Raw genomic sequence first — 24666 nt, 5'->3', positions numbered from 1 at the left:
ACCTCGCTATATCGGATTTATTTCAAACCGCTTTGTTTCATATAATCGAGAACGATTTGATAGTCCTGATTAATATCGCTGAATGTAGCATAGTTTTTGGCTGTGGCAAACCAATCGAGAGTGGTCGCCTTTCGATTTTTCGCAGCTTTTTTCAAATCGTCCTGAGATATGGGCTGAATTTCTCCAATATCAAGTGTACGCTCCAGTGCGCTCTCAACGGCATCCTTCACGATTTGCTCCAGATCCGCTCCTGAGAAATGTTTGGTCTCCTTCGAGATTTTATTTAAATCAAGCGTGGAAAGCGGCTTTCCAGCTAACTTTAGCTGCAGGATGGTTGTACGCTCCGATTCTTCAGGCGGCGGTACAAAAATCATATGGTTAAACCTTCCGGGTCTGCGCAGCGCGGAGTCAAGGTACCAAGGGGTATTCGTCGCTCCGATGACAAATACTTGATCATTGAACGTACGAAGTCCATCAAGCTCCATTAGAAGCTGATTGACAAGTATGCGGTCATGATGCTGACGCATCTGATTGCGGCTGCCGCCCATAGCGTCAAGCTCATCGATAAAGATGACGCACGGTTTATTTTCCCGAGCCTTCTCAAAAATGTCATGCAAATTGTTTTCGCTTTGACCGACATACATGCCGAGTATAGCCTGCAGCTCGATGTGCATGAAATTAGCATCTATTTCTCCAGCAACCGCTCGCGCAAGAAAGGTTTTGCCGCAGCCTGGAGGCCCGTACAGCAGAAGGCTGCCGCCCGCTTCCTTGCCATAGGCTGCAAACAGCTCAGGCTGCTTCAATGGCAATATGAAATTCATGCGTATTTTTTTCTTAACATCCTCAAGCCCGCCTACGTCCGCAAAGGTTTCCTCAGGCTTTTCGGATTCAACTAAATCTTTACCGTTATTATCAAATCGAAGCACCTTCAGCTTACTGCGGCGTCGATCAGCAAGATCATCACGGTCGTTATGATCGGACATGGTCATCATCCTTTTTAAAACAAATTTGCTACTAGTGTACCAAATTTTGAGAGTTTACAGTGTGTTTTTATATAGAAATGTAATAGAGTAGGATTTCTGTAGTGAAGTTTATGGATTCAACTTCCAATACACCTCAAATGGACAATGTTGTTGGGAATAGCTCTAGAAATTAGCTCTATTTCCGCCGAACCGGCCAAATTCGCACAAATAGAACTAAAAACTAGTCTAATTTTCATTACTTATCCTCGAATATGCCTCAAATGCACGAAGACGTTGGGAATAGCACTAGAAATTAGCTCTATTTCCGCCAAACTGACCCAATTCGCAAAAATAGAACTAAAAACTAGTCTAATTTTCAATGCTTGTCCCCAAATATGCTCCAAATGGACAATGTTGTTGGGAATAGCACTAGAAATTAACTCTATTTCCGCCAAACTGACCCAATTCGCAAAAATAGAACTAAAAACTAGTCTAATTTTCAATGCTTGTCACCAAATATGCTCCAAATGGACAATGTTGTTGGGAATAGCACTAGAAATTAGCTCTATTTCCGCCAAACTGACCCAATTCGCAAAAATAGAACTAAAAACTAGTCTAATTTTCAATGCTTGTCCCCAAATATGCACCAAATGGACAATTTTGTTGGGAATAGCACTAGAAATTAGCTCTATTTCCGCCAAATGGACCAAATTTGCAAAAATAGAACTAAAAACTAGTCTAATTTTCAATACTTGTCACCAAATATGCTCCAAATGGACAATATTGTTGGGAATAGCACTAGAAATTAGCTCTATTTCCGTCGAACCGGCCAAATTCGCACAAATAGAACTAAAAACTAGTCTAATTTTCATTACATATCCTCGAATATGCTTCAAATGCACGAATTCGTTGGGAATAGCACTAGAAATTAGCTCTATTTCCGCCAAACTGACCAAATGCGAACAAATAGAACTAAAAACTAGTCTAATTTTCATAACTTGTCCTCAAATATGCCTCAAATGCACGAATTCGTTGGGAATAGCACTAGTAATTAGTTCTATATCCGCTATGTGTTTATAATTTCTAGGTTTATATAAGCAATTGAGCAACTTTCGACGATATGCGATAGGTGCGTATGCGTTTTCGTCCAGAGGCTTGTTCGAGCAGTCCCTGCTGCAGCAGATGCTGCAAGTATTTACGTGCTGTGCAGTGGCTAACACCTAGAAGTTGCTGCACTTCCTTGGGAGTAAAGGTTGATCCCCGCTCTCGTTGCTGTCCCCATCTTAGAAGTTCTCGATAGGATGCAGGTAACGGTAGAGCCAACTTTTCGGAACTTCCGAGACCATACAATTTCCCGAGCAACTGTTGAAGAAACTGCTGGCATTGTCTAGGCCGCTCACCGATGTCGTCATAGGAGAAACGCACTACAATCCAGTTATCCAGCACAAGCTGGTTTTGGCGAAAGCGATCATCTGAAAATTTTCGTCGAGACGCTTGTTTGTGATGCGGCCCATATCCGTCAATTTCGATAGAAATTCGATATGGTGGGCGAACATAAGCAAAGTCGAGAAAGCGGCTGCCATCGCGATAATCATTGATCTCGTATTCAGGATGCAAATAGTCAAAGCTGCCGAGTACAGGCCACCATATATGAATTGCAAATAGCTGCTCGCCATGATCATTGCGCTCTTCTAGTCGGCGTCTGCGTTCACTCGTAGTCTTGCGAAGTTCAGAATGCAGCTCAATCCACCTCGTGTATGCTTGTTTCACTGTATCCAAATGATCTAACCCACCTTCATTCCCACTAGCAGATACAATACGTTTCACCATACACAACATCCCACCCCATCCTCATAAAATAAAAAAACACCGCCCCACCACGAACAAATGTCCGTAGTACGAGCGGTGTGCTTCACCTAAATTAATTGTAGCCGAGCAGCGTTCAACTGTCACTAGACTTAAACAACCTATTCGCATGAGTAGCTGGATTTATTTATCAGGTACTATAATTTTCGTATTCAAATGCCAGCCCACGCAAATAAGTGTATAGTTTAGGGAGCGAGTTAAATGGATTATTGCTAATAGCTTGATGTAATCCTGTTAATAATGAAACTTATGAAGAGGTGGTTGAAAATGACCAAACCGCGTATTGGTATGGTTGGACTTGGAGGAATTGCACAAAAGGCCTATCTTCCTATTTTATCGAAAGCTGTAGACTGGAATTTTGTTGGTGCTTTTTCACCTAATGCAGAGAAGCGTGCAGTAATTTGTGAGCAGTACCGAATTTCATCCTATGGAAGCTTACTCGAGCTGGCTGACCGCTGCGATGCTGTTTTTGTACATAGCGCTACTGACACTCATTATGAGGTAGTGTCAACTCTGCTCAAACAGGGTAAGGATGTATATGTGGATAAACCGCTGGCAGCTACTTTGCATCAGGCAGAACAGCTTGCGGAGCTCGCAGAAAAGTTAGGCAGGAAGCTGATGGTTGGCTTTAACCGTCGTTTTTCTCCTTTATACATAGAAGCAAAGGACCGAATGACGGACACGGCATGGATTCGGATGGAGAAACATCGGACGAATTCAGTTGGTCCGCAAACCGCAGATTTTACGATGCTGGACGATTATTTGCATGTAGTTGATACAGTACGCTGGCTTGCAGATGGGAAGGCGACTGTGATGAACGGCGTCGTTAACGTTAACGAGCATAATCAGCTGCTTTATGCACAGCATCACTACAGTACACTCGGCGGTTACACGTTATCGACTGCGATGCACCGACACGCAGGAACGAACTTGGAGCAGCTCGAAATTGTATCGGCAGGCGAAATTATTCGTGTAAAAAATATGAGTTTGCTCGAAGTAGAGCGTGATGATACAGTAACACAAACGTTGCCGCCATCTTGGCAAACGACTCTGAAACAGCGAGGTTTTGAGGATGCTGTTCTTCACTTCATTCAATGTATCGTACAAGATAAGAGTCCAAGCGTGGATGGTGAAGAAGCGCTGAAATCACAAAAGCTGCTAATGAAGATGCTGGAATAAAGGGAGTGCACGAAATGAGTCACGATTCGAAGGCATTGGCAAAACCGAAGCAAGCGCGGAAAAAGAGGGTGCTTATATGGACGTTAGCCATTGTTTTGGTATTACTATTATCACTGGCTGTCGCGTATCAAATGATGGTTTATTCACCATCTGCTGAGGCTAAAGCTGCCATGAAGAGCGATGAACAAGTTACGGTCAGCATTGGACAAGCAGGCTATCGCTTTGAACCGACCGCTGGAGCAGCCGGAATTGTTCAGCCTAATGTTATTTTTTATCCAGGTGGATTAGTAGATCCAAAAAGCTATGCACCTTTAGCTCACAAGCTCGCTGACGCTGGCCACCGTGTATACATTGCAAGTATGCCGCTTAATCTTGCTTTAATGGGGCAAAACAAAGCGGATGATTTTATTGCGGAGCATCCAGAGGAAAGTTACGTTATAGGCGGCCACTCGCTTGGCGGTGTTTTTGCTTCACGCTATGCAGCGGAGCATTTGGATCAACTTGAGGGCATCTTTTTCCTTGCAGCCTATGCAGAAAAAGCTGGAACTCTTGAAGATGCTAAGCTGCCAGTATTGCAAGTTACTGCGTCTAATGATGGCGTGTTGGATTGGGAGGCATGGGGCAAAGGAAAACGGTATATGCCTAGCTCAACGCAATATGTCACGATTGAAGGAGGGAATCATGGTCAATTTGGTTCCTATGGCACGCAAAAAGGGGATCGACCAGCAAGCATTAAGCCGGAGGAGCAGCTGGAGCAAGTAAGCAATGAGCTGATCGGATGGATGAAGGGAATTCAAGCAACCAAATAACGAATTGTCCAGTTACTCGGACAAACGTACTGCTTTTCATAAGATGACAAGAAACTGTCTCACGGTTAATACCCGGAGGCAGTTTTTTTTGTTCTAAACGTTTAGCCCAAAAAATCTGTATGACATGCTGTAATGAAATAGGCTTGACATTTATTGGTCACGGTTGTATGGTTAGTTACATAACTAATGAACCATGTAACCTAAAGGAGTGATGACGTGTTTGATGATCGAAGCCCCATTTACCAACAAATAGCAGACAAAATTAAAGACGACATCATAAGCGGCATTTTGCAAGAAGATGAGCAGGTCATGTCAACAAACCAGTATGCTGCATTTTATCGTATAAACCCAGCTACAGCAGCGAAAGGCTTTCATTTATTGACGGAGGAAGGCATTTTGTATAAGAAAAGAGGAATCGGCATGTTTGTAAATGGCGAAGCTAGGCAATTGCTGCTGGCACAGCGCAGAGATCGTTTTTTCGAAGAGGTTGTCGATCAAATGCTTGCGGAAGCTGAGAAAATTGGTGTCCCTCTTGCAGATATCATTGGTCGTATCGAACAAGTGAAAGGGAGGACTGACGTATGACGCTAGGTATCGAAGTGAATCAATTGGGGCAGCGTTATGGATCATTTTCAGCGCTGCACAATATTTCGTTCAAGCTTGAGGGTGGCAAAATATACGGTTTGCTCGGTAGAAATGGTTCTGGAAAAACCAGCCTATTATCGATCATAGCCTCCTATCGACAGCAATCAGGTGGCGAAATAACGATAGATGGTGAAGCGCCATTCGAAAATGCACGCATCATGGAGCAAGTATGCTTTATCCAAGAAAGCGGCCATATGCCGGACACTTTATACGTTCGTGACGTATTAAAGCTTTCGGCTAGCTGCTGGCCTAATTGGGATGCAAACTATGCGGATCGACTCATTCGTCACTATGAGCTCCCGATTAAGAAACGTATATCTACCCTTTCGAGAGGAATGAAGTCGGCGCTTGGCGTGACGATTGGCCTTTCTAGCCGCGCACCGGTTACGATTTTTGATGAGGCTTATCTTGGCATGGATGCTCCGTCCCGCTATACCTTTTATGAAGAGCTGCTCAATGATTATATGGAAACGCCTCGTACTTTCATTTTATCTACGCATTTAATTGAGGAAGTAGGCAATTTGTTTGAAGAGGTGCTTATTTTGGATAAAGGTTGCCTAATCATGCATGAGGAAACAGATACGCTGCGGGCGCGCGGCTCATCTATAACTGGGCCGAGTGAAAGCGTGGATCGTTTTGCGGAAGGTATGACGGTGCTTGGGGAGCAGAAGCTTGGTAAAACGAAGTCAGTTACTGTGTTCGGAGAGCTCACTGATGTGAAGCGCAAGCAAGCATTAGCAGCAGGGCTTGAGCTTGGTCCTGTATCACTGCAAGATTTATTCGTTCATTTGACGAAGAAAAGAGGGGATGAATAATGAGCAGCAAGAGAAAACATCCCGTGCTTAATGTGGCACAGCATATGATGCACACCTTTCGTTGGACGATCTTTTTTTATTGGGTCATATTCATTCTGATCTATATTGGTATAGGTATTTTAACGAATGCTGAGGCTATAGTAGGACCTGATTTTGAAGGGCAAGAGGTTTGGGAAAGCACGACCATATCGCCAAGAGTATTTCTGCTTGTCATTGGCATACTGCTGACCCCTGCATCGCTCGCAAGTTTTGTTTCCAGTGGAGTAACGAGAAAGCACTTTGTTGGAGGCGTGAGTTTAGTACTAGTTCTATTCTCAGCCATATTCGCCCTTATATTAACGATAGGGTATCCCGTCGAGCAGTTCATTTATGACAAAAACAATTGGACATTAGAGCTGAACAATCCGCATTTGTTTTCTTCTTCTTTAGAGCTCGGCTGGATCTTTTTTGAATATTTCTGTTTGTTCTTTGCTTACTTTGGCAGCGGCTGGCTCATTGGCTCCGGATTTTATCGTTTTAATTGGAAAATAGGCGTACTAATTTCAGTTGCTGCGCTGCTGCCAATGATGGCGATGGAGGCTGTTCTATCGTCAGACTGGATAGGTAATCTATTGCAAACTGGATTAGAGGTAGAACGAGCATCGCTAGCAGCAGTCATTGTTCTTGCCTTTGCTGTCATGCTGTGTATTGTAGCCTTGAATTTTATAATGCTTCGCCGTGTATCGATAAGAAAAAAGTTATTTTAATCCAAGTATTCAAGCTGTTTCCAAAGATCGTAACGATCTTTGAAAACGGCTTTATTTATTTTGTCAACAACCAAATTTTTGAAGGAGGCTTATCGAACATTGTCGAAATATAGTATGATATGAGCATTAACATTATCGAGTTTTTGAGGTGTATGATGAAAGTACTACGTAAATTTTTGTTGATCTTCGTGTTTTTGCTCTGTATTGTTACTCCTTTTTTTGCTACGGCTTCTTATGCCTTATCGGGTGCACCAAACGTCGAGATTACAGAATGGGAAATGATGTGGGAAGCAGATCCAACTAGCACAGTTCAAAATGCAGCATCGAGCTCGAGAGCAGGTGATTGGCAACCTTTTTCTTATGGTGAAAAATTACCAGTTAAACCAGAAAATATTCAATCCGCATGGCTCAGGTTTCAGCTGCCTGATTATAATTTGGCAAGACCAGCGTTACTAATAAGCAAGCTTACTGCTAAGGATGTTTCAATATTCATTGATAATAAGCTCGTTTACGAGTCAAAACGGAATTATCCTTTTAATAAAAACGAGATCATCTTATCAGTATCTGAAGCCGAATCTAATCACATGGTTTATATACTTTTGCATACGGCTTCAGATTGGTTAGGCCTTCAGAAACCAATTGTTGTTGGTGAAGAACAGTCTTTGAGTATGCTTTTTATGAAGAAAGAGATGTTTGATGTTTTTATTGGAGCATCCTTATTAATTATTTCTCTAGCGATGTTGTTATGTTTTATATTCCTAAATAAATCTTATTTAGAGGGGTTAAACTCACTCTGTATTATTATTTTTTCAATAGGGTTAATGATTCTCTCTCTATCACCTTATTTGCATATGGTGTATAAGGAATACGGATTTCCTATCTATTTTATGTTTGACATGGGTTCAAATTTATTAATGCCTTCAGTTTTTTTCTTCTTTGAGAAAATTTTCGGTAAAGGCCCTTATGGGCTAATTGCTCATTTTAGAAGATTTCTTGTCGTTGCCTCATCGGTCTTGATAGCATGGTCCCTTACTTTATTGTTTTTAGGGAGAATTTCGAAATATTATATTTCATTCACAACAATGTCATTTAGTGGAATAATCATTGTCGGAAATTTAATACTGCTCATTTATCTGACTAGACTATGTTTGCAAAAAAATAAAGAAGCTATCATTATTACAATCGGATTTTGCGTATTTGCTGGTATTGGGGTTTTAGAAGTAATATGGTATTTTATAAATGATATGAATTACGATTTATTTCTATGGAAGTGGGGTATTTTTAGTTTTATAGCCTCCCTAATTATTATTTTAGCCAGAAGAATATTACACAATTACGAGCAAGTTGTAAGTTATTCAAAACAGCTTGAGGTTTTTAATAATGAACTGCAACGATCCGAAAAAATGGAGATCATTAGCCAATTGGCTGCTTCGGTTGCGCATGAGGTCCGTAATCCGCTGCAGGTGACAAGAGGGTTTCTTCAGTTGCTCGGAGAAAAATCGACGAACGATAAAGAAAAAGGTTATATGGTGCTAGCCATTGATGAGTTAGACCGAGCTTCAGACATTATAACGGACTTTTTAACGTTTGCTAAACCTCAGCTTGAAAATACGACACTTCTGAATATTGCTGAAGAGATCAAGAAAATAGAAGCGATACTAGTGCCACTAGCAACGATGCAGGGCGGAGTCATTAAGGTTGATTTAGGTTCTGATTTATATGTTCGTGGTAATTCATCTAAATTCAAACAAGCGCTTATCAACATTATTAAAAATAGCATTGAGGCTTTACATACAGAAGGCTTCATTATCATTCGAGCTTATCAGGATGAATCCCAAAACGTTGTCATATGTATTAAAGACAATGGAGAGGGGATGAATGAAGCTGATTTAAAAAAGCTGGGTGAGCCTTACTATTCAAAGAAAACAAAAGGAACAGGTTTGGGCTTGATGGTGACCTTTCGTATTATTGAGATTATGCAAGGGAAGGTTGAGTTTATTAGTACGAAGGGAGTAGGTACTGAAGCTATTATTCAAATCCCATTAGCAAAAAAATAGCGTTAACTGCTCCTATGAGAGCAGTTAGCGCTATTTTCACTTTATTGCCACGCTGCTGCGTTTAATGGATCTGCGTTTTTAAGAGTTTTAGGGTTTTCAGGAAGCACCAAGTAGTATTTATTAGCCGATTCTTCAACAACCTCTACATCGATTGTATCCGGAACATCGATTCCGAAAGCTTCTTTTATTGCATCTTTCGGATTGGCGATAAGTTGTTTCTTGAATTCGGCATCTTCCCAAGCTTTTTGAATGATTTGTTCTTTTAACGATTGTACATTGGACACAATAATCACCCTTCCGAATATGTATAAGTTTACCATACTCAGTCTATCATGCCCGTTCGACAAATTCTATATGAATTTTCAATTATTCGACAATTAATAGATTATATTGTACCTGTTAAACTGAAATTTTAGACAAAAAGTAGTTAAATCCGCCCTCTAGCAGCAACTTTTTGTTTGATTCTATCGTCTCATGGGTATGGTTCAAATGTTTTAGTATAAAACTATGGAATGCGACTAGCTCACTAGATCCCGCTTCCAATTCAATTAGTCGTTTTTCATTATCAATTGCAAGCTGAACATAAGGCCCGAGGCATCCTCGAATAAAGATTTCATTTTCAACCTTTTGTTCAGTTAATGATTCTTCCGCAGTTCTATTTGCGGCGATCATTGCAAGCAGGCCATTATAGCTGCCTTCAGCCAGATCTTCTTTCCAATCCTGATAGTCGTCAGACATCTGAAGCGACATCAGCACAATATCGATGGCGAGCTCCATCTTCTCTATGAGTTCTTGCCGACCTGCTAACAGCAGTGCGCCAGTGCTGGTGATTTTGACGGGACCTGCTTTGCCAGCTGTGCGGATGGGGTCGTTTATAAAGTAATCATCGCGATCCTCGTTGGTTACACTTTCGGCCCAGTTCGTTACATAATGGTCGTAATACGCCCAAAATGGTGAAGCTGAAGGGAACAGCTCACGGAATACACGGAACATTTCGAGCATGAGCAGGTTGCCTAGAGCAAGCTGTTCCTTCCAATTGGATGCCGGTTTGCTGTCCATCACGTCATCCTGAATAAAGAAATAGAGCATTCCATATACATTAGCTAATGCAAGCGCTTCGCATTGCGAATCATTAATTCCACTCGGCTCTTTCATCCAGAAGGGGAGAAGGCTGCATATGTAATCCTTATTGCTGTCATGCTTTACAGGATTGAACTTATGCGCATAGGCCAGACCAAGGCTGCCGAGCGGTGCAGGGAAAGCTGCAATACGTTCTTCGGCTTTGGCATAAACAAGTTCCAGCTGTGTGGTATAGCGAGTAAACCATTCCATTTAAATGTCCTCCGCTGCAATAGAATGTAAGCCAAACGACCATACTAAATTAAGATTTGGTGCATATAAATAGTATATGAACGGTGTCAATCTTTTCCTACTATATCATTTTTGGAAAAAGAAAATCTTAACATATTTTTAAGCATGAGGAAGAAAAAAACGAAGTCTGTATTGAGTAAAAGCAGAAAATCCAGTAAAATGGATTAAGGTTATAAAAATAGGTGAAGTTAGTAGATGATCCTCTGTCACGCTATGCTTACAGAACTGGACTTAGGTCGGGGATGAATCTATTACCTGAGCAGGTTTAGAATTTAGTTCTCCTGCATTAAAGTTAATACCTAGATGAGAGTTCTTTAATGTGGAGGTAGTATGGCATGAATAGAGATGTTGAAATTTATGTTCTCTTAACGAATACGGGAACCTTATTTTCCAAGACAATTAGATGGTACACTAAAAATATGCTGAATCACGCTTCAATCGCATTTGACAGAGACTTGAATGAGGTTTATAGCTTTGGCAGAAAAAATCCGAACAACCCATTTTTTGCGGGATTTGTGAAAGAGGATGTACGAGGCGAGTTTTTTGAGAACTCAACCTGCGCTTTGTATAGATGCACGATTAGTCATTGCGCCTATATAAACATACGAAATCAAATTCATTACATGGAGAAAAATCGCGATCAGTATAAATACAATTTGCTAGGCATGTTAGGTATCATGCTTAATATTGAGATGAAACGAGAGTACGCATACTTTTGCTCGCAGTTTGTAGCCTCTGTTTTTGAGGAAAGCGGCGTAAATCTTGTTAATAAACCTTCCTTGTTCGTAACACCTGCTGATTTGGAGAATACAACGCTGCTGGAGCTCGTTTACCATGGTAAGCTGCAAGCTTATACAGGGGTTCAAGAGGAAATAAAGGCAACTGGAACCTTCCGCACTGCGTAAAGAAGATCTCACGTGTTGAGATCTTTTTCTTTTTTATAATGATCATTATGACGAAAACGGATTACATCCAGGAGGCTGGTTCACGATGTCTATTATTAGCTTTGGAATAGTTGGCGGAGGCTGGCGCGCAGAGTTTTACATACGTATCGCCAAAGCATTGCCGGAGAAATTCAACATTCATACGATACTTGTTCGTGACGAGGAGAAGGGGCGGCTGCTGGAGGCAAAATGGGGCATTCGTACGGTTCGCAATATGGATCAGTTTACGGCTGAGTCCAAGCAGTTCAGCTTCGCTGTTGTATCTGTCCCGCGAACAGCGGCTCCGGCTATTATCCAAGAGCTAGCTGAACGGCAAATTCCAGTACTGGCAGAGACGCCTCCGGCTGCTGATTTGGAAGCACTAACCGACCTGTATCAATCGCTGCCTAAGGATGCAATGGTACAAGTAGCCGAACAGTATTTATTTCAGCCGATGCATGCGGCTCGGATTCAGATTGCCCGCTCCGGGAAGCTGGGTGAAGTATCGCAAGCACAGGTATCTGCTGCCCATGACTATCACGGGATTAGCTTAATTAGACAGCTTCTTGGCGTCGGGTTCGAGCATGCCAGCATCATCGGACAGACCTTTGAATCTCAGATCATGCAAGGGCCGAGCAGACAAGGTGATCCGCTTGAAGAACGAATGGTACAATCTGTGCAGCGAATTGCAACGCTCCGATTTGGCGACAAGCTGGCTGTATATGATTTTACAGGAGATCAATACTTCTCTTGGATACGGCGCAGCCGCATGCTCGTAAGAGGCAGTAAAGGTGAGCTAGTAGACTCAGAAGTCAGTTATTTAAAAGATTACGCCACACCCATTCATACGGAGCTTCGCAGAGTCGATACCGGTCAGCACGGGAATTTGGAAGGTTATTATCATCGCGGGGTTATTGCGGATGGCGAATGGCTTTACCAGAATCCAGTTGCTCCCGCAAGGCTTAGTGATGACGAGATCGCAATCGCGACTTGTTTACTCCGAATGGGGCTGCTCACTTCCGGTAAAGGAGCTTCCTTCTATAGCCTGGCAGAAGCAGCACAGGATCACTATTTGGCGCTCCTTATGGGGGAAGCAATGGCTTCGGGACAGACGGTGCATACGGAGAAACAAGTTTGGATGCCAGAATAGTCATAATCACCAATTAGGACAATTAGCACTAAACAAAATTGGTACCAATTACATGCAGGTGTAAGTCTTCGGCTGTGCTAAAATTGTATGATAAGTTGAAGACTCGTAGTCACTATTTTTGTGATAGAGTCTTTTTTTGTATTGAATATTCGGAATTTTCTGGAAATTACTATTTTTATTTTGGAAAAACATATTCGAAATCTTAATTAATGGGTAATCAAGCTATAAAGGAGAAACAGATGCCATTTTTAACGAATAAAAAAAAGAATCCTGTCATTTTATTGCTGATGTTCGTGTTGCTGGCTCTTTCGCTTACAGGGTGTGCTTTGTTTACAAGCAGCGGCAATTCGGGCGAAGAGAATGAACCAATAGAGACGGACAAGCCTGTCGTGCCTGCAAACGGTGAAAAGAGTAAAGTGATTCCATTTGTCTATACGACAAAAAAGGAATTGTCCCTTACTTTCAATGGTATGGGTGATGAGAGTCTGATGACAAAGCTGCTCGATGAACTTGATCGCTACGATATTAAGGCGACCTTCTTTTTGCCGGGCATGAGGGTGGCTGAAGAGCCGGAAATCGCCAAGGAGATTTTGGCCAGAGGTCATGGCATTGAGAACAACACGCTTAGTCGGCTCGATCTAACTCATTTAAGCTATGAGCAAGTGTTTAAAGAGATCAATGTCAGCAATGAAGTGATCGAGAAGGAGCTGGGAGTAAAGCCTCAATATATGCGGACGAGATCCGGCGATTACAATGATACCGTTCAGCTGGCGGCAGCGCAGAGCGGGCTTTCGGCTGTTGTATCTTACAGTCTTAATTTGCATGAATGGCAGCAGGAATCGGAGCAAGAGAAAGCGGACTATATTCGAAAATATGTGACTCGGGGCGGCATTATTGCCTTGGATACGGAGCTGGATGGACAGGTTCTTGAATCGATACCACTTGTTGCGAAGGCAGCGGCCGAGGTTGGCTACAAGCTCGTTCCGCTTAAAGAGCTGGTAAGCAGTGGACAAGAGAGAAAACCGCTTGAGCAAATACCAGGATTTGATGCTGCTCGAAAAAATTTAAACGACAATCAATCGAGCTACAAGCTTATTTATAACTGGGAAAATAAAAAGAAGGTTGTGTCACTTACCTTTGATGATTGGGGTACCGACTACACAATTACAAAGCTGCTTGATATTTTGGAAAAGCATGACGTGAAGGCTACATTCTTCTTGCGTGCCAACGGGGTAGAGAAAAATCCGAATTTAGCTAAGGCGATAGCGGAAGCTGGACATGATGTTGCTAATCACACATACAGTCATCCTGTCATTACCAAGTTAACGCCTGAGCAATTGCAGGAGGAAGTCGTCAAGGCTCATCAAGTAATAACCGAAGCCATACAGCAGCAGCCTACCATGTTATTTAGACCCCCGACGGGTGAAATTGATGATGAACGGGCGAGAATTGTAGCTGCAACAGGCTACACATCCATTGCGATGTATGACGTAACGGTGTTCGACTGGGACTCTGCCAATGACGCCGACCATATCGTGAAGGGTGTTCTGGATCAAACGGTTGATGGAAGTGTTATTCTTCTTCACATGCTGGATAACATTCATACGATTGAGGCGCTGCCAGATGTTATTGAGAAGCTGAAAAGCAAGGGCTATACATTCGTTCCCATGTCGCAAATGTCTCTAAAATAACTTTTTCATACTAGATGGAGATGACATATGACGTTATACGAGGAAATCGTTACAAGGCAGAAGAAAATAGCGGTCATTGGATTAGGTTATGTCGGATTGCCGATTGCAGTAGCTTTTGCGAAAAAAGTGGACGTAATCGGTTTTGATGTGAATAAAGATAAGATTGCACAATATTGCAGCGGGATCGATACAACCGGCGATATAGGCAGTGATGTGCTCAAAAATACCGAAGCGCAGTTTACTTCAGATCTGAATGAGCTTAAAGATGTTTTTTTCTTCATTGTGGCAGTGCCTACACCGATTCAAAGCGGTAATATACCGGATTTGAATTATGTGAAGAGTGCGTGTCAAATGGTGGGTAGGAAGCTCAAGCAAGGCGCAATGGTTGTGTTTGAATCGACCGTCTATCCGGGGGTGACGGAGGAAATATGTATTCCGATTTTGGAGGCAGAGTCGGGTCTTGTTTGCGGCGTCGATTTTAAGGTAGGTTATTCGCCTGAACGAATCAATCCCGGTGACAAGGTTCATCGACTAGAGAACATTACGAAGATCGTGTCCGGTATGGACGAGGAGACGCTGGAAACTGTCGCGAGCATGTATGAGCTGATTATTGATGCAGGCGTATTTCGTGCGGAGAGCATCAAAGTAGCTGAGGCTGCAAAAGTCATTGAAAATGCACAGCGAGATGTAAATATTGCTTTTATGAATGAGTTGTCCATGCTGTTTAACGGTATGGGGATAGATACAAAAGCCGTGCTGCAAGCAGCAGGCACCAAATGGAATTTTCTTAACTTTAGCCCTGGGCTGGTTGGAGGTCATTGCATCGGAATTGATCCTTATTATTTGACCTATAAGGCTGAGGATACCGGCTATCATTCCAAAATTATTTTAGCGGGACGCCAAATTAACGATGGGATGGGCAAGTATGTCGCTCAGCAAATCATTAAGAGGCTTGTTAAGCAGAAGGTAAATATAAATACAGCCAAAATAGGCTTTCTTGGCTTTTCTTATAAAGAGGACAGCTCCGATATTCGCAATACGAAGGTGACAGACATTATCGAAGAGCTTCAAGAGTACGGGATAACAACACTTGTGGCAGATTCAAATGTGGACAAGCAGCAGGTTTATGATGAGTATGGCATCGAGCTATGCGACATGGAGGAATTAAGCGGGTTGAATGTTGTTATTGTAGCGGTTCCCCACAGTCAAATTACGAAGATGAATGTAGAGGATTTTGACAAGCTGTATGACGACAACAAAACGAAGTTTTTGGTTGATATAAAAGGCGTATTTGATAAGCGGTTATTCGAGCAAAACGGATACGACTATTGGAGCCTATAGTGCCGGATTGGAGACAGCAGCGTGTTTAGACGACAGAAAAAAAAGCCGATAGAAGTGCTGACTGTTCCAAGAGCGGACAGACGCACCCTTTGGAGCGTTCCCGATCCGGAGCATTTGCGGCAAAAGGTTGATCGAAGAGGTTATGCCGAAGGTCAAAGCAAGGACGGCCGTGATGATGCGGCGGCGATGCATAAGCTGCGTGAGCTTAGCCTGAGATATGAGGCTAGCTTTGACGTGCGGCTGCTTCGCATTGGCCGGAGGAAGAAGCAGGCAATAAAGGGAAAAGCGGTAGACATTTCTTCTACAGGCATTTTGATTGAACTGGATGCATCCGTTATTGGCGATACGTTCATGGAGGGGGCAAAGTACAAGCTGAGCTTCGAGATCCCGCCTGGTACGATGCCTGAAGGTTATGAGTCTGCCGTGAAAATAGAAGCTGTTATTAAAAGAACATTTACGCGAGATAGCGAAGAGGGAGCGAAGCAGCTTATCGCTTTCCAATTTGAGAGGCCATTATCCACGTATCTTCAGAAGAAGCGTTGGGGTTATTCTGTCTATGCGGCGAGCACCTTGCTGTTTGTAGCAGTTGCTATTATTATGCTTATGCGTGTGGAGAGCATCATTTATTTTAAATATAATTTCATCTTGTATTTATACAGTATTACGGCAGCAGCTTTCTTGCTCACTCGTTACTTCTTCGGCGCGCTGCACCGCGATGTGCCGGTTAATCCGCATTATACGCCAGGCGTATCGATTATTATTCCTTGCTTTAATGAAGAGGAATGGATTCATCGAACGATTTTGAGCTGCATGAATCAAGATTATCCGATCGACAAGCTGGAAGTGATTGTCGTAGATGATCGCTCTAAGGATCGTTCTGTTGAGCAAATTCAGAAGGTTATCGACCTTGTTCACAAAGAGGCGCAGAGGTACGAAACGAAGGATCGTCTGAAATTGCATGTATTGTCCGAAAATGGGGGCAAACGCGTAGCGCTTGTAAAGGGCGTGGAGATGGCAAAGCATCGTTTGGTCGTATTTGTGGACTCTGACAGCTTTCTAGAGCCAACGGCGATTAGAAATCTCGTACAGCCCTTTCAGGACCCGCGAATGGGCGGCGTCGCTGGACGCACGGATGTGGAAAATAAATATACGAACACAGTTACGAAGCTGCAGACGGTTCGTTACTATATTGCATTCCGAATTATGAAGGCAGCTGAATCTTGGTTTGACAGCGTAACCTGCTTGTCTGGGCCACTCTCTTGCTACCGCAAGGATTTAATTTTGAAGCATAAGGATGCTTGGCTGACTCAGAAGTTTTTGGGGCAGCCAGCGACCTTTGGCGATGACCGCAGCATGACTAATTTTATTTTGAAAACACATCGTACCGGCTATCAGGATACAGCGATTTGCTCCACAATCGTCCCCTCAGAGATGAACGTGTTTTTAAAGCAGCAAATGCGCTGGAAACGTTCATGGCTGCGTGAATCGCTGCGAGCAGGGGGCTTTATTTGGCGGAAGGAGCCGTTTATGGCTTTGTTCTTCTACATTGGGCTTATTGTTCCGATTGCAGCACCGGTTGTGGTTTTGTACAACTTGGTTTATGTACCGATCATGTATCGTATATTCCCGAGCACCTTCCTGATGGGACTGCTGCTGATGGCGCTGTTGATGAGCTTTGCCCACCTGTTGTTTCGAAAGAGCAAGCTGTGGGTATTTGGATTCGTATTTTGTATCTTCTACGAGTTTGTGCTGCTCTGGCAAATGCCTGTTGCTTGGGTTACCTTCTGGAAATCAACGTGGGGAACGAGAGAAACGCCGCAGGACATTGAAGCTCGAAATAAGAAAGCAGCGAGAAAGAACAAAAACAACAAGAATATGGACATGCCGCTTTAAAGCGGCCATGGTCTATTTCCTAGATAAGGATGACCGCTATGAATAAGTGGTATACGAATGGAGTTTTCGATTATAAGCGGAAAAACAAAAGAAAGGTGATCAGAACGACCGTACAGATGATCATCTTGCTTGTTTTGGGCTTCATTCTTTTCCATGCTGTATTTGATATCAAGCAATATGCGGAGCCGGATAAGGCGCAGTGGACCAATCAAGACGGGTTTATTGCGCTGTCTTATTTTGGCGTAGCAAGAAACGGCACATCGGAGCTGATTTCCAAAAAACGGCTGGATCAGCAGTTGAAAGCACTGCACGATCAAGGTTATGTAACCATTTCGCAGCAGGATGTTATGGACTATTACAAGCTTGGAAAACCTTTGCCGTCTAAAGCGCTGTTTCTATCCTTCGAGGATGGACGAAACGATTCCAGTTTATTTGCTCAGCCTTTGCTGGAGAAATACAATTATAAAGCGACCATATTGTCTTATGCGAATAAGGTTGGGAGCAATGAATCCAAATTCCTTCAGCCTAAGGACATGCTCAGTATGATGAAAAATGGCTATTGGGAGCTGGGAAGCAACGGCTACCGCTTGTCTTATATTAATATTTTCGACAAGGAAGGCAAGCTCATTGGTGTGAAAGAAGAGAATGAGTTCAAAGATCGGGCTGACACGAGCTACTACACTCACTACCTGATGGACTTTATCCGGGATGAGAACCTAGTGCCTGCGGAGCATCGAGATGAAATGGAAGCACGCATCAATGCAGACTACAAGTTGATGAAAGTAATTTACAACAAGACGCTTGGCTTTGTTCCTAACGTGTATATGATTATGCACGCGAACATTATGTACAACGGCATGAACCGGCTTGTTGAGAGTGTGAACGACCAAAATATTAAAGCGATGTTCGGCATGCATTTTAACCGTGAAGGACTTTCCTTGAATAAAAGCAGTGACAGCCTTTATAATTTAACAAGGGTGCAGCCTGCTTCCTATTGGTATACGAATCATTTGCTTATGAAAATTAGTAAGGATACCGGTCAAAAAGTCAGCTTTATTGCAGGGGATGAGCGGAGATCGGCAAAGTGGCAGCTTATCAGCGGTGCGGCTGAGTTTACGGATAACCGGATTGCTTTAACCTCTGTTCCAGCAGGAAGCGGCATGCTTTTGTTGAAAGATATTCATGCTGCCAACGTAAAACTTACTGCGGAGCTTGGCGGTCATGTAGTCGGCAGCCAATCGATTTATGTTCGCTACGATCAGAATAAGGATTCATTTGTTCGAGTATCGATCGAGGATAATTCGGTTATTGTTGAGCAAAAGGCACCCGGAGGCAAGGTTGAACGGCTGCTAGCAAGCAAGCTTGGGGACAAGGCTGCTGAACGTGCGAAGCAGCTTGAAGTTAGCGTATCGGGCGATCAATTAACGGTGATTGTAGATGATGTACAGCTCTCTTTGCAGCAAATTAGCAGCTCGATCGTCGGCGGAAATATTGCGCTTGCTTCCAAAGCAAGCCTTAACAACGAAAAAGATGATATTTACGACGCTGTTTTTGATAATATAAAAGTAACGACCGTCAAAGAGGACGGTACAGAGCATGAGTCATTATACAAGAACGGTTATGTTGGGATTGAGGGGTTGATCAGTAGAGTGAAGAACGCGATAAATGCATCATTCGACTGGGCGATCGATACGTTTTAGCTTAATCAGAACCTAATAATTCGAGGAGTTTGAATCAATGCGGAAACGAAAAGGTCTTATTGCAGCATGTTTGCTTGTGGTGCTTGTAGGCGCAGCAATGTATTTTTCCAATCTTACAAATCGCGCAAAGAAAGCGGAGAAGTCGTCTATTGAAGACGTACAGCAGGCTGCAGCCAACGTACTGCCTGAATTGTCAGCTTGGATTGTGGACTGGCAGTGGAAGCAAGGAATTGAGGACCTGAGTATTATTAAAGGTGAATTAACGAGCTTGCAGTTGTTTGCGGCCTATTTTGATTATAAGGATAGTCTTTATTTTACGGATAAGTTCCAGCAGGCATTGCCTGAAATCATGAAGATTTATAAGAAGAACGAACAGATGCAGCTCTATCTGACGGTAGTAAATGACCAGTTTAAAGAAAATGGCGAGTCTGTTCAAAAGGATTCGAGTTTAATTAAGCGGCTAGTAGAGACGGAGAAAAGTCGCAAAAAACATGTTGATGAATTGATTGCAGCCGTTGATCAATTTGGCTTGAACGGAATTGAGATCGATTATGAGCGAGTCGAGGAAGAGGATTGGGAACGGATGCTGCTTTTCTACTCGGAGCTTCATACTCGTTTGCAAAAAAGCGGGAAGTCGCTTCGAATCATTTTGGAACCAAGAGCTCCTATTGAACAATTAAAGCTTCCGGAAGGCCCGGAATATGTCATGATGGCATATAACCTATATGGCTCCCACAGCGAACCAGGACCAAAAGCGGATGAAGCTTTTATTGAACAATTGGCAACCAGAATGGAAGTACTGCCTGGCAGTCCGTATATGGCTTTCTCGGTTGGCGGGTTCGATTGGCATGAGGATGGCAAGGTTGAAGCTTTGACTGAGGAGCGAGCGGGGCTGCTGTTAAAGCAAACAGGCAGTAAAGCGCAGCGCGATCAAGCGAGCGGCAGCATGTTTTTTGAATATACAGATGCTGAGGCCAACAATATGAAGCATACCGTGTGGTATGCAGATGAAGTGACATTAACTCATTGGATAAATAATGCAAAAGCGAACGGAATTAGCAAGGCGGCGATTTGGAGATTAGGCGAAATAGAGATGGAATCTCTGACAAATTTGAAGCTGTATATGCAATAAAATAGGGAATAACGAAGGGCTTCCGAAGCTTATGAGAATAGCTGCGGAAGCACTTTTCTTTAGTACTGAAATATTCCATTGACAATGATTATCAATAGCGAATATACTTCATTTTAGGACAAAAACAGATCCAGTTTATTGGAGTGGGGAGCAATTTTAATGAAGTATAAATTAATGACTTTTTTACTGGCTTGTACGGTAGTATTTACAGGCTGCGGCTCAAATGATGCAGATAAGAATGAGCCTAAACAAGCAGAAGGCAATTCCGCAAGCGGTGCTGTCGTCTCGGACGAGGTTTGGGCACCTATTCTGGAGAGCTATCGTCAGTTTACTATTGAGCAAGCCGATACTTTCATATTGGAAACAGAGAAGTTTGTAACAGCTGTGAAGAGCGGGGATGTTGAGGCGGCGAAAAAGCTGTATGCGCCGACACGCATGTACTTTGAACGTATTGAGCCGATAGCTGAAGCGATTGGCGACCTCGATCCAAATATTGATGCGCGTGAGAATGACGTAGAAGACAAGGACTGGCGCGGATTCCACCGCATTGAGCAGTCGCTGTGGGAGAAGAACTCAACCGAAGGTATGGGTGAATATGCAGACCGCTTGCTGGAGGATGTAAAGCTGCTTCGCGCTTTGATGGAAACCGTTGAAGTTGAGCCAAGTTTGCTTGTAACGGGAGCGGTAGAGCTGCTTAATGAGGTATCCGCTTCGAAGGTGACGGGCGAGGAAGAACGTTATTCACACACGGATCTGTACGACTTTGCAGCTAACGTGGAAGGTGCAGACAAAATCTATCAGCTGGTTAAAGCTGAATTGAACAAAAAGGATGCTGCGCTGGATGAGCAAATCGGCAAAGGCTTTGCTGATCTTGAGCAAGCCTTGTCAGCTTACAAATCAGGTGATGGCTATGTGTCCTATCTAGATTTGAAAGAGGAAGATACAAAGAAGCTAAGCCAGCTTATTGATGCGCTTGCCGAGCCGCTTTCTCAAATGGGTACAATATTGGAGGCTTAACAACATGACGGAACCTATTAATTCCAATCAAAATGAGGGCAAGCCCAACATAGATGCTAAAAAAATCAGCCGTAGAGATCTACTAAGGCTGGCAGGTGTTGGCGGAGCTGGACTGCTGCTCGGAGCAGCTGGTGTTGGAGGCTTGTTCCAAACGCAGGAACGCAGCGCGGCTAAGCCTGCTTCCAAGGCAGTTAAAGCAGATAAAGACCAAATTGTCAGCTTTTATGGCAAGCATCAGGCCGGAATCACGACGCCGGCACAAGACTTTATTTTATTTGCTGCCTTTGATTTAACGGCGAGTACACTGGATGAGGTGCGCAAGTTATTTCAAGCATGGACGAGTGCGGCAGCATCCATGACAAATGGTGAAATGCTCGGCAAGACTAACGATAATTTAAATCTTCCTCCGTCAGATACGGGTGAAGCAGAAGGTTTGCTGCCATCTCGTACTACGATTACTTTCGGTGTGGGTTCGTCATTCTTTGATGCAAGATACGGATTAGCGGGCAAAAGGCCAGCTGCGCTTGCTGATATGCCTGCTTTTGGCGGTGACGAGCTGCGAGATGAATGGTCAGGCGGTGATATTGGCGTTCAAGTGAATGCTAATGATATGCAAATTGCATTCCATGCGATCCGCAATCTAGCTCGTATAGCTAGAGGGAAAGCGGTGCTCCGCTGGACGCAGGAAGGTTTCCAGCGTACGAGCGGTGCTGATCCAGCGAATGCAACGCCTCGCAACCTGATGGGCTTTAGGGATGGAACAGGCAATCCAGACGTTAACGATGATGGGGAAATGAACAAGGTCGTGTGGGCAGCCGCAGCGGATGGTACGCCGTGGATGGATAAGGGCAGTTATATGGTCGTAAGGCGTATTCGCATGCGCATTGAGGTGTGGGATCGTTCGACGCTCGGGGATCAGGAGTCAACCTTTGGCCGCCACCGAGACAGCGGTGCCCCGCTTGGCGGAGCGCATGAGTTCGACAAGCTTGATTTGGAGAAGAAGGACGAGAAGGGCAAACCGTTGCTTCCGATGAATTCGCATGTGCGTCTAGCTCATGGCGATGGCACGGTAAAAATATTGCGCCGCTCCTACTCGTATTCAAGTGGAATGGATCACAAAACCGGGCAGCTGGATGCAGGCTTGTTGTTTATTTGTTTTAACCGCGACTCACGGAAACAATTTATTCCGATGCAGACTAAGCTTGGGCAAAGCGACCTAATGAATGAGTATGTCGTTCATACGGGGAGTGCGATGTTTGCTTGTTTTCCAGGTGTTCGTGAAGGCGGATATATCGGAGAAACGTTATTTTAAATCATGATGTTGCTCGATTAGTGCTTTGTAGAAAATAGCTCTTGATGATGAAAGGGGCGGACGTCTATGTTCGCACAAAATGGCGGAATGAAACAGTGGAGTATGCGTTTCATTTCTTTTTTTGTACTGATGATATTGATGTTAGGGAGCAGCGGATTATATACGTTTGCTGAAGATGCACAATCTGCCGAGCTTGATCGTTTGCTTCCGCTCGTTGGAGGTGCTCTTGTTGAAGCAGGTCAAGGAAAGTGGAAGGAAGCGGCAGCTCATATAGAAGATGCTTCGGCTAAGTGGAAGCAGCTTGAGCCTGCGGCAACGAAGGAATCGGCAGCGGTGGATTCTGCGCTTGCGGGAGCTATAAAAGCTTTAGCAGCGCCGGAAAGCGATGCTGACGCTGCCAAAGCTACGTTATCCTTACTCGCGAAGGCACTTAATAAATACGTGAAGAGCGTTCAAGACGCACCGGCGACTCAGCTAACTGGTCAAGATGCGGCTGTCAGCATACTTCCTTTGGCAGAGAAGCTGCTTGCAAGCATTCAAGCAGGCGACTTGGACAAGGCAAATGCTGAATATAGGGAAATGAACAACAGCTGGCTGAAAGTGGAGCCTGCCATTCGAGCGGATCACTTCAACGTTTACAGCGGCTTGGAAACGAAGATGAGCATGCTTCGCATTGCTGTTCAAGCTGATCCTCCGCGAGTCGAGCAAGCAGAAACCGAAGCGCTAGCACTCATTCAGCTTATTCAAGATTATCGCGATGGGAAAATAGCGACTGTGGCTAAGGAGTCGGGCATAACGGTAGCCGATGCTGTGGACATCCTAAATCAGGCGTTAAATGATGTCCAGCAAGGGCATTATCCAGAAGCGGCTGGACAGATGGAAGCTTTTATCGTGCAGTGGCCTGCGATTGAGGGTGTGGTTGCCCTACGATCGGCTGCTATCTATAGCAGTATGGAGATTGGAATGGCTGAGGCGGGCGGGTATTTGCTCTCCGATCCTCCAGCGGCAGATAAGGCAGAGCAGCTTATAGCCCAGATGCTGGAGCAGCTAGAGCCAATGATGCAGGATACCCGTTACACCGCTTGGGATGCGGGGATGATTTTGCTGCGCGAAGGTCTTGAAGCCATTCTTGTATTATCTGCTTTACTTGCGTACTTGCAGCGTACCGGCAATCACGATAAACGCAAGTGGGTATGGTCTGGCGTATGGGTAGGACTTCTGCTTAGCGGTATTATGGCTGTTGTGCTAACGTATGCCATTGCTCAGGTCGCAGCTGGAAGTGCGCGTGAGTCGATTGAAGGTATTGCTGGCTTACTATCCGTTATTCTAATGATTACAGTTGGCAATTGGTTGCACAATAAGTCTAATATGAACAATTGGAATCAATACATCGACAAACAAATGGGCAGTGCGCTCGCAAGAGGAAGCCTATGGTCACTATTTGCTGTTTCGGGTCTAGCGATCTTCCGCGAAGGTGCGGAGACGACGATATTTTATGTTGGGATGGCACCGTCTATCGATCCGCTGCAGCTGGCTCTCGGATTTGGCGTTACGTTCATCCTGCTGATTGCACTTGGCTTTGCGATTATTAAATTTAGCGCGAAGCTTCCCATACGGCCATTTTTCCTTGTTGCATCCGCATTAATCTATTATCTCGTTGTTCGCTTCCTTGGCGAGAGCATACATTCCTTGCAGGTATCAGGGTGGGTTCCGTCACATACTGCTTCAGGCGTACCGACTATAGGGGCGTTAGGCGTATATCCGACTTGGGAAACTACACTGCCTCAGCTTGCAGTGCTAGTGTATATTATCGTAAAGATAAGTATAACGCAGCTGCGCAAAGCGGCATCACCCGGTAAAGCAGCAGAAGCCAAATAACGATGCAATGGAGCTGTTCCAAGAGCAGATAGAATCTGTTTTTGGGGCAGCTTATTTTTTTATTGATGCTTCATTATTATTAAATTGTGGTTAAGTTTAGTATGTAAGGCAAAATAATTACTCATAGCTTGCCAATAGGCGAATGGATTAGGTTTGTGGTATGATTTTTGAAAAGGGAG

20 protein-coding genes are annotated in these 24666 nt (G+C 43.9%); 16 read left to right on the top strand and 4 right to left on the bottom strand.

The window, feature by feature from the left end; translation table 11 throughout:
- Nucleotides 1-17: 17 nt before the first annotated feature.
- Both AB4Z45_RS22665 and AB4Z45_RS22660 read right to left on the bottom strand, forming a co-directional pair.
- On the bottom strand, nucleotides 18-983 hold the full coding sequence (locus AB4Z45_RS22665) for an ATP-binding protein (protein WP_441911732.1): 966 nt from the start codon (nucleotides 981-983) through the stop codon (nucleotides 18-20).
- A gap of 1068 nt (nucleotides 984-2051) precedes the next feature.
- Nucleotides 2052-2792, bottom strand: coding sequence for a DNA-binding response regulator (locus AB4Z45_RS22660; RefSeq protein WP_441911731.1), 741 nt, complete (start codon nucleotides 2790-2792; stop codon nucleotides 2052-2054).
- 303 nt (nucleotides 2793-3095) lie between these two features.
- Here AB4Z45_RS22660 and AB4Z45_RS22655 point away from each other — a divergent pair, with 303 nt between their 5' ends.
- From AB4Z45_RS22655 to AB4Z45_RS22630, 6 genes are all read left to right on the top strand, one after another.
- Entirely contained in the window at nucleotides 3096-4007 is a 912-nt protein-coding gene (locus AB4Z45_RS22655; protein ID WP_441911729.1) for a Gfo/Idh/MocA family protein, read from the top strand.
- A 14-nt stretch (nucleotides 4008-4021) separates the two neighbouring features.
- Nucleotides 4022-4816 (top strand): alpha/beta hydrolase, encoded by a 795-nt coding sequence (locus AB4Z45_RS22650; protein ID WP_076271902.1) that lies wholly within the window; start codon nucleotides 4022-4024, stop codon nucleotides 4814-4816.
- Nucleotides 4817-5032: 216 nt separating this feature from the next.
- Complete coding sequence (locus AB4Z45_RS22645) at nucleotides 5033-5401, top strand: GntR family transcriptional regulator (RefSeq protein ID WP_076271901.1); 369 nt, start codon at nucleotides 5033-5035, stop codon at nucleotides 5399-5401.
- Complete coding sequence (locus AB4Z45_RS22640) at nucleotides 5398-6276, top strand: ATP-binding cassette domain-containing protein (protein ID WP_441911728.1); 879 nt, start codon at nucleotides 5398-5400, stop codon at nucleotides 6274-6276. The genes AB4Z45_RS22645 and AB4Z45_RS22640 overlap by 4 nt, the downstream gene beginning before the upstream one ends.
- Nucleotides 6276-7022, top strand: coding sequence for a hypothetical protein (locus AB4Z45_RS22635; protein ID WP_441911726.1), 747 nt, complete (start codon nucleotides 6276-6278; stop codon nucleotides 7020-7022). The genes AB4Z45_RS22640 and AB4Z45_RS22635 overlap by 1 nt, the downstream gene beginning before the upstream one ends.
- 152 nt (nucleotides 7023-7174) lie before the next feature.
- Complete coding sequence (locus AB4Z45_RS22630) at nucleotides 7175-9079, top strand: ATP-binding protein (protein ID WP_441911724.1); 1905 nt, start codon at nucleotides 7175-7177, stop codon at nucleotides 9077-9079.
- A 41-nt stretch (nucleotides 9080-9120) separates the two neighbouring features.
- Here AB4Z45_RS22630 and AB4Z45_RS22625 read toward each other — a convergent pair whose 3' ends face one another.
- Together AB4Z45_RS22625 and AB4Z45_RS22620 are read right to left on the bottom strand one after the other, a co-directional pair.
- On the bottom strand, nucleotides 9121-9363 hold the full coding sequence (locus tag AB4Z45_RS22625; RefSeq protein WP_441911723.1) for an NHLP leader peptide family RiPP precursor: 243 nt from the start codon (nucleotides 9361-9363) through the stop codon (nucleotides 9121-9123).
- A gap of 115 nt (nucleotides 9364-9478) precedes the next feature.
- The gene (locus AB4Z45_RS22620) at nucleotides 9479-10411 is read right to left on the bottom strand and encodes a hypothetical protein (RefSeq protein ID WP_441911722.1); all 933 of its coding nucleotides are present in this window, start codon (nucleotides 10409-10411) and stop codon (nucleotides 9479-9481) included.
- 374 nt (nucleotides 10412-10785) lie between these two features.
- Here AB4Z45_RS22620 and AB4Z45_RS22615 point away from each other — a divergent pair, with 374 nt between their 5' ends.
- From AB4Z45_RS22615 to AB4Z45_RS22570, 10 genes are all read left to right on the top strand, one after another.
- Nucleotides 10786-11355 carry a hypothetical protein gene (locus AB4Z45_RS22615; RefSeq protein WP_076269627.1) on the top strand — a complete coding sequence of 190 codons (570 nt, stop codon included), beginning with the start codon at nucleotides 10786-10788 and terminating at the stop codon, nucleotides 11353-11355.
- Between the two features lie 85 nt (nucleotides 11356-11440).
- Nucleotides 11441-12523, top strand: a complete 1083-nt coding sequence (locus AB4Z45_RS22610; RefSeq protein ID WP_441911721.1) for a Gfo/Idh/MocA family protein — start codon at nucleotides 11441-11443, stop codon at nucleotides 12521-12523.
- A gap of 239 nt (nucleotides 12524-12762) precedes the next feature.
- Complete coding sequence (locus AB4Z45_RS22605) at nucleotides 12763-14214, top strand: polysaccharide deacetylase family protein (protein ID WP_441911719.1); 1452 nt, start codon at nucleotides 12763-12765, stop codon at nucleotides 14212-14214.
- Nucleotides 14215-14241: 27 nt separating this feature from the next.
- Nucleotides 14242-15555, top strand: a complete 1314-nt coding sequence (locus tag AB4Z45_RS22600) for a nucleotide sugar dehydrogenase (protein WP_441911717.1) — start codon at nucleotides 14242-14244, stop codon at nucleotides 15553-15555.
- Nucleotides 15556-15576: 21 nt separating this feature from the next.
- Nucleotides 15577-17448, top strand: a complete 1872-nt coding sequence (locus AB4Z45_RS22595) for a glycosyltransferase family 2 protein (protein ID WP_441911715.1) — start codon at nucleotides 15577-15579, stop codon at nucleotides 17446-17448.
- Nucleotides 17449-17486: 38 nt separating this feature from the next.
- The gene (locus AB4Z45_RS22590; RefSeq protein ID WP_441911713.1) at nucleotides 17487-19148 is read left to right on the top strand and encodes a polysaccharide deacetylase family protein; all 1662 of its coding nucleotides are present in this window, start codon (nucleotides 17487-17489) and stop codon (nucleotides 19146-19148) included.
- 37 nt (nucleotides 19149-19185) lie between these two features.
- Nucleotides 19186-20280: a glycosyl hydrolase family 18 protein gene (locus tag AB4Z45_RS22585; RefSeq protein WP_441911712.1), complete on the top strand. Its 1095-nt coding sequence runs from the start codon at nucleotides 19186-19188 to the stop codon at nucleotides 20278-20280.
- A gap of 153 nt (nucleotides 20281-20433) precedes the next feature.
- A complete protein-coding gene (gene efeO, locus AB4Z45_RS22580; protein WP_441911775.1) occupies nucleotides 20434-21297 on the top strand; it encodes an iron uptake system protein EfeO in 864 nt (287 codons plus the stop codon).
- Between the two features lie 4 nt (nucleotides 21298-21301).
- A complete protein-coding gene (efeB, locus tag AB4Z45_RS22575; protein ID WP_441911711.1) occupies nucleotides 21302-22609 on the top strand; it encodes an iron uptake transporter deferrochelatase/peroxidase subunit in 1308 nt (435 codons plus the stop codon).
- Between the two features lie 66 nt (nucleotides 22610-22675).
- Entirely contained in the window at nucleotides 22676-24487 is a 1812-nt protein-coding gene (locus tag AB4Z45_RS22570) for an FTR1 family iron permease (RefSeq protein ID WP_441911710.1), read from the top strand.
- The last annotated feature ends 179 nt before the right edge of the window (nucleotides 24488-24666 follow it).

This window comes from Paenibacillus sp. MCAF9, from assembly GCF_052114265.1.
Taxonomy (GTDB): domain Bacteria; phylum Bacillota; class Bacilli; order Paenibacillales; family Paenibacillaceae; genus Pristimantibacillus.
This window is presented reverse-complemented; position numbering and strand designations above follow the sequence as displayed.

Excerpts from the sequence above, each read along its gene's own strand:
- AB4Z45_RS22610 (WP_441911721.1), top strand. The coding sequence starts at position 11,441 with ATGTCTATTATTAGCTTTGGAATAGTTGGCGGAGGCTGGCGCGCAGAG.
- AB4Z45_RS22585 (WP_441911712.1), top strand. The coding sequence starts at position 19,186 with ATGCGGAAACGAAAAGGTCTTATTGCAGCATGTTTGCTTGTGGTGCTT.
- AB4Z45_RS22650 (WP_076271902.1), top strand. The coding sequence starts at position 4,022 with ATGAGTCACGATTCGAAGGCATTGGCAAAACCGAAGCAAGCGCGGAAA.
- AB4Z45_RS22630 (WP_441911724.1), top strand. The coding sequence starts at position 7,175 with ATGATGAAAGTACTACGTAAATTTTTGTTGATCTTCGTGTTTTTGCTC.
- AB4Z45_RS22620 (WP_441911722.1), bottom strand. The coding sequence starts at position 10,411 with ATGGAATGGTTTACTCGCTATACCACACAGCTGGAACTTGTTTATGCC.
- AB4Z45_RS22660 (WP_441911731.1), bottom strand. The coding sequence starts at position 2,792 with ATGGTGAAACGTATTGTATCTGCTAGTGGGAATGAAGGTGGGTTAGAT.
- AB4Z45_RS22665 (WP_441911732.1), bottom strand. The coding sequence starts at position 983 with ATGTCCGATCATAACGACCGTGATGATCTTGCTGATCGACGCCGCAGT.
- AB4Z45_RS22600 (WP_441911717.1), top strand. The coding sequence starts at position 14,242 with ATGACGTTATACGAGGAAATCGTTACAAGGCAGAAGAAAATAGCGGTC.
- AB4Z45_RS22640 (WP_441911728.1), top strand. The coding sequence starts at position 5,398 with ATGACGCTAGGTATCGAAGTGAATCAATTGGGGCAGCGTTATGGATCA.
- AB4Z45_RS22570 (WP_441911710.1), top strand. The coding sequence starts at position 22,676 with ATGTTCGCACAAAATGGCGGAATGAAACAGTGGAGTATGCGTTTCATT.
- AB4Z45_RS22655 (WP_441911729.1), top strand. The coding sequence starts at position 3,096 with ATGACCAAACCGCGTATTGGTATGGTTGGACTTGGAGGAATTGCACAA.
- AB4Z45_RS22635 (WP_441911726.1), top strand. The coding sequence starts at position 6,276 with ATGAGCAGCAAGAGAAAACATCCCGTGCTTAATGTGGCACAGCATATG.
- AB4Z45_RS22605 (WP_441911719.1), top strand. The coding sequence starts at position 12,763 with ATGCCATTTTTAACGAATAAAAAAAAGAATCCTGTCATTTTATTGCTG.
- AB4Z45_RS22590 (WP_441911713.1), top strand. The coding sequence starts at position 17,487 with ATGAATAAGTGGTATACGAATGGAGTTTTCGATTATAAGCGGAAAAAC.
- AB4Z45_RS22615 (WP_076269627.1), top strand. The coding sequence starts at position 10,786 with ATGAATAGAGATGTTGAAATTTATGTTCTCTTAACGAATACGGGAACC.
- efeB (WP_441911711.1), top strand. The coding sequence starts at position 21,302 with ATGACGGAACCTATTAATTCCAATCAAAATGAGGGCAAGCCCAACATA.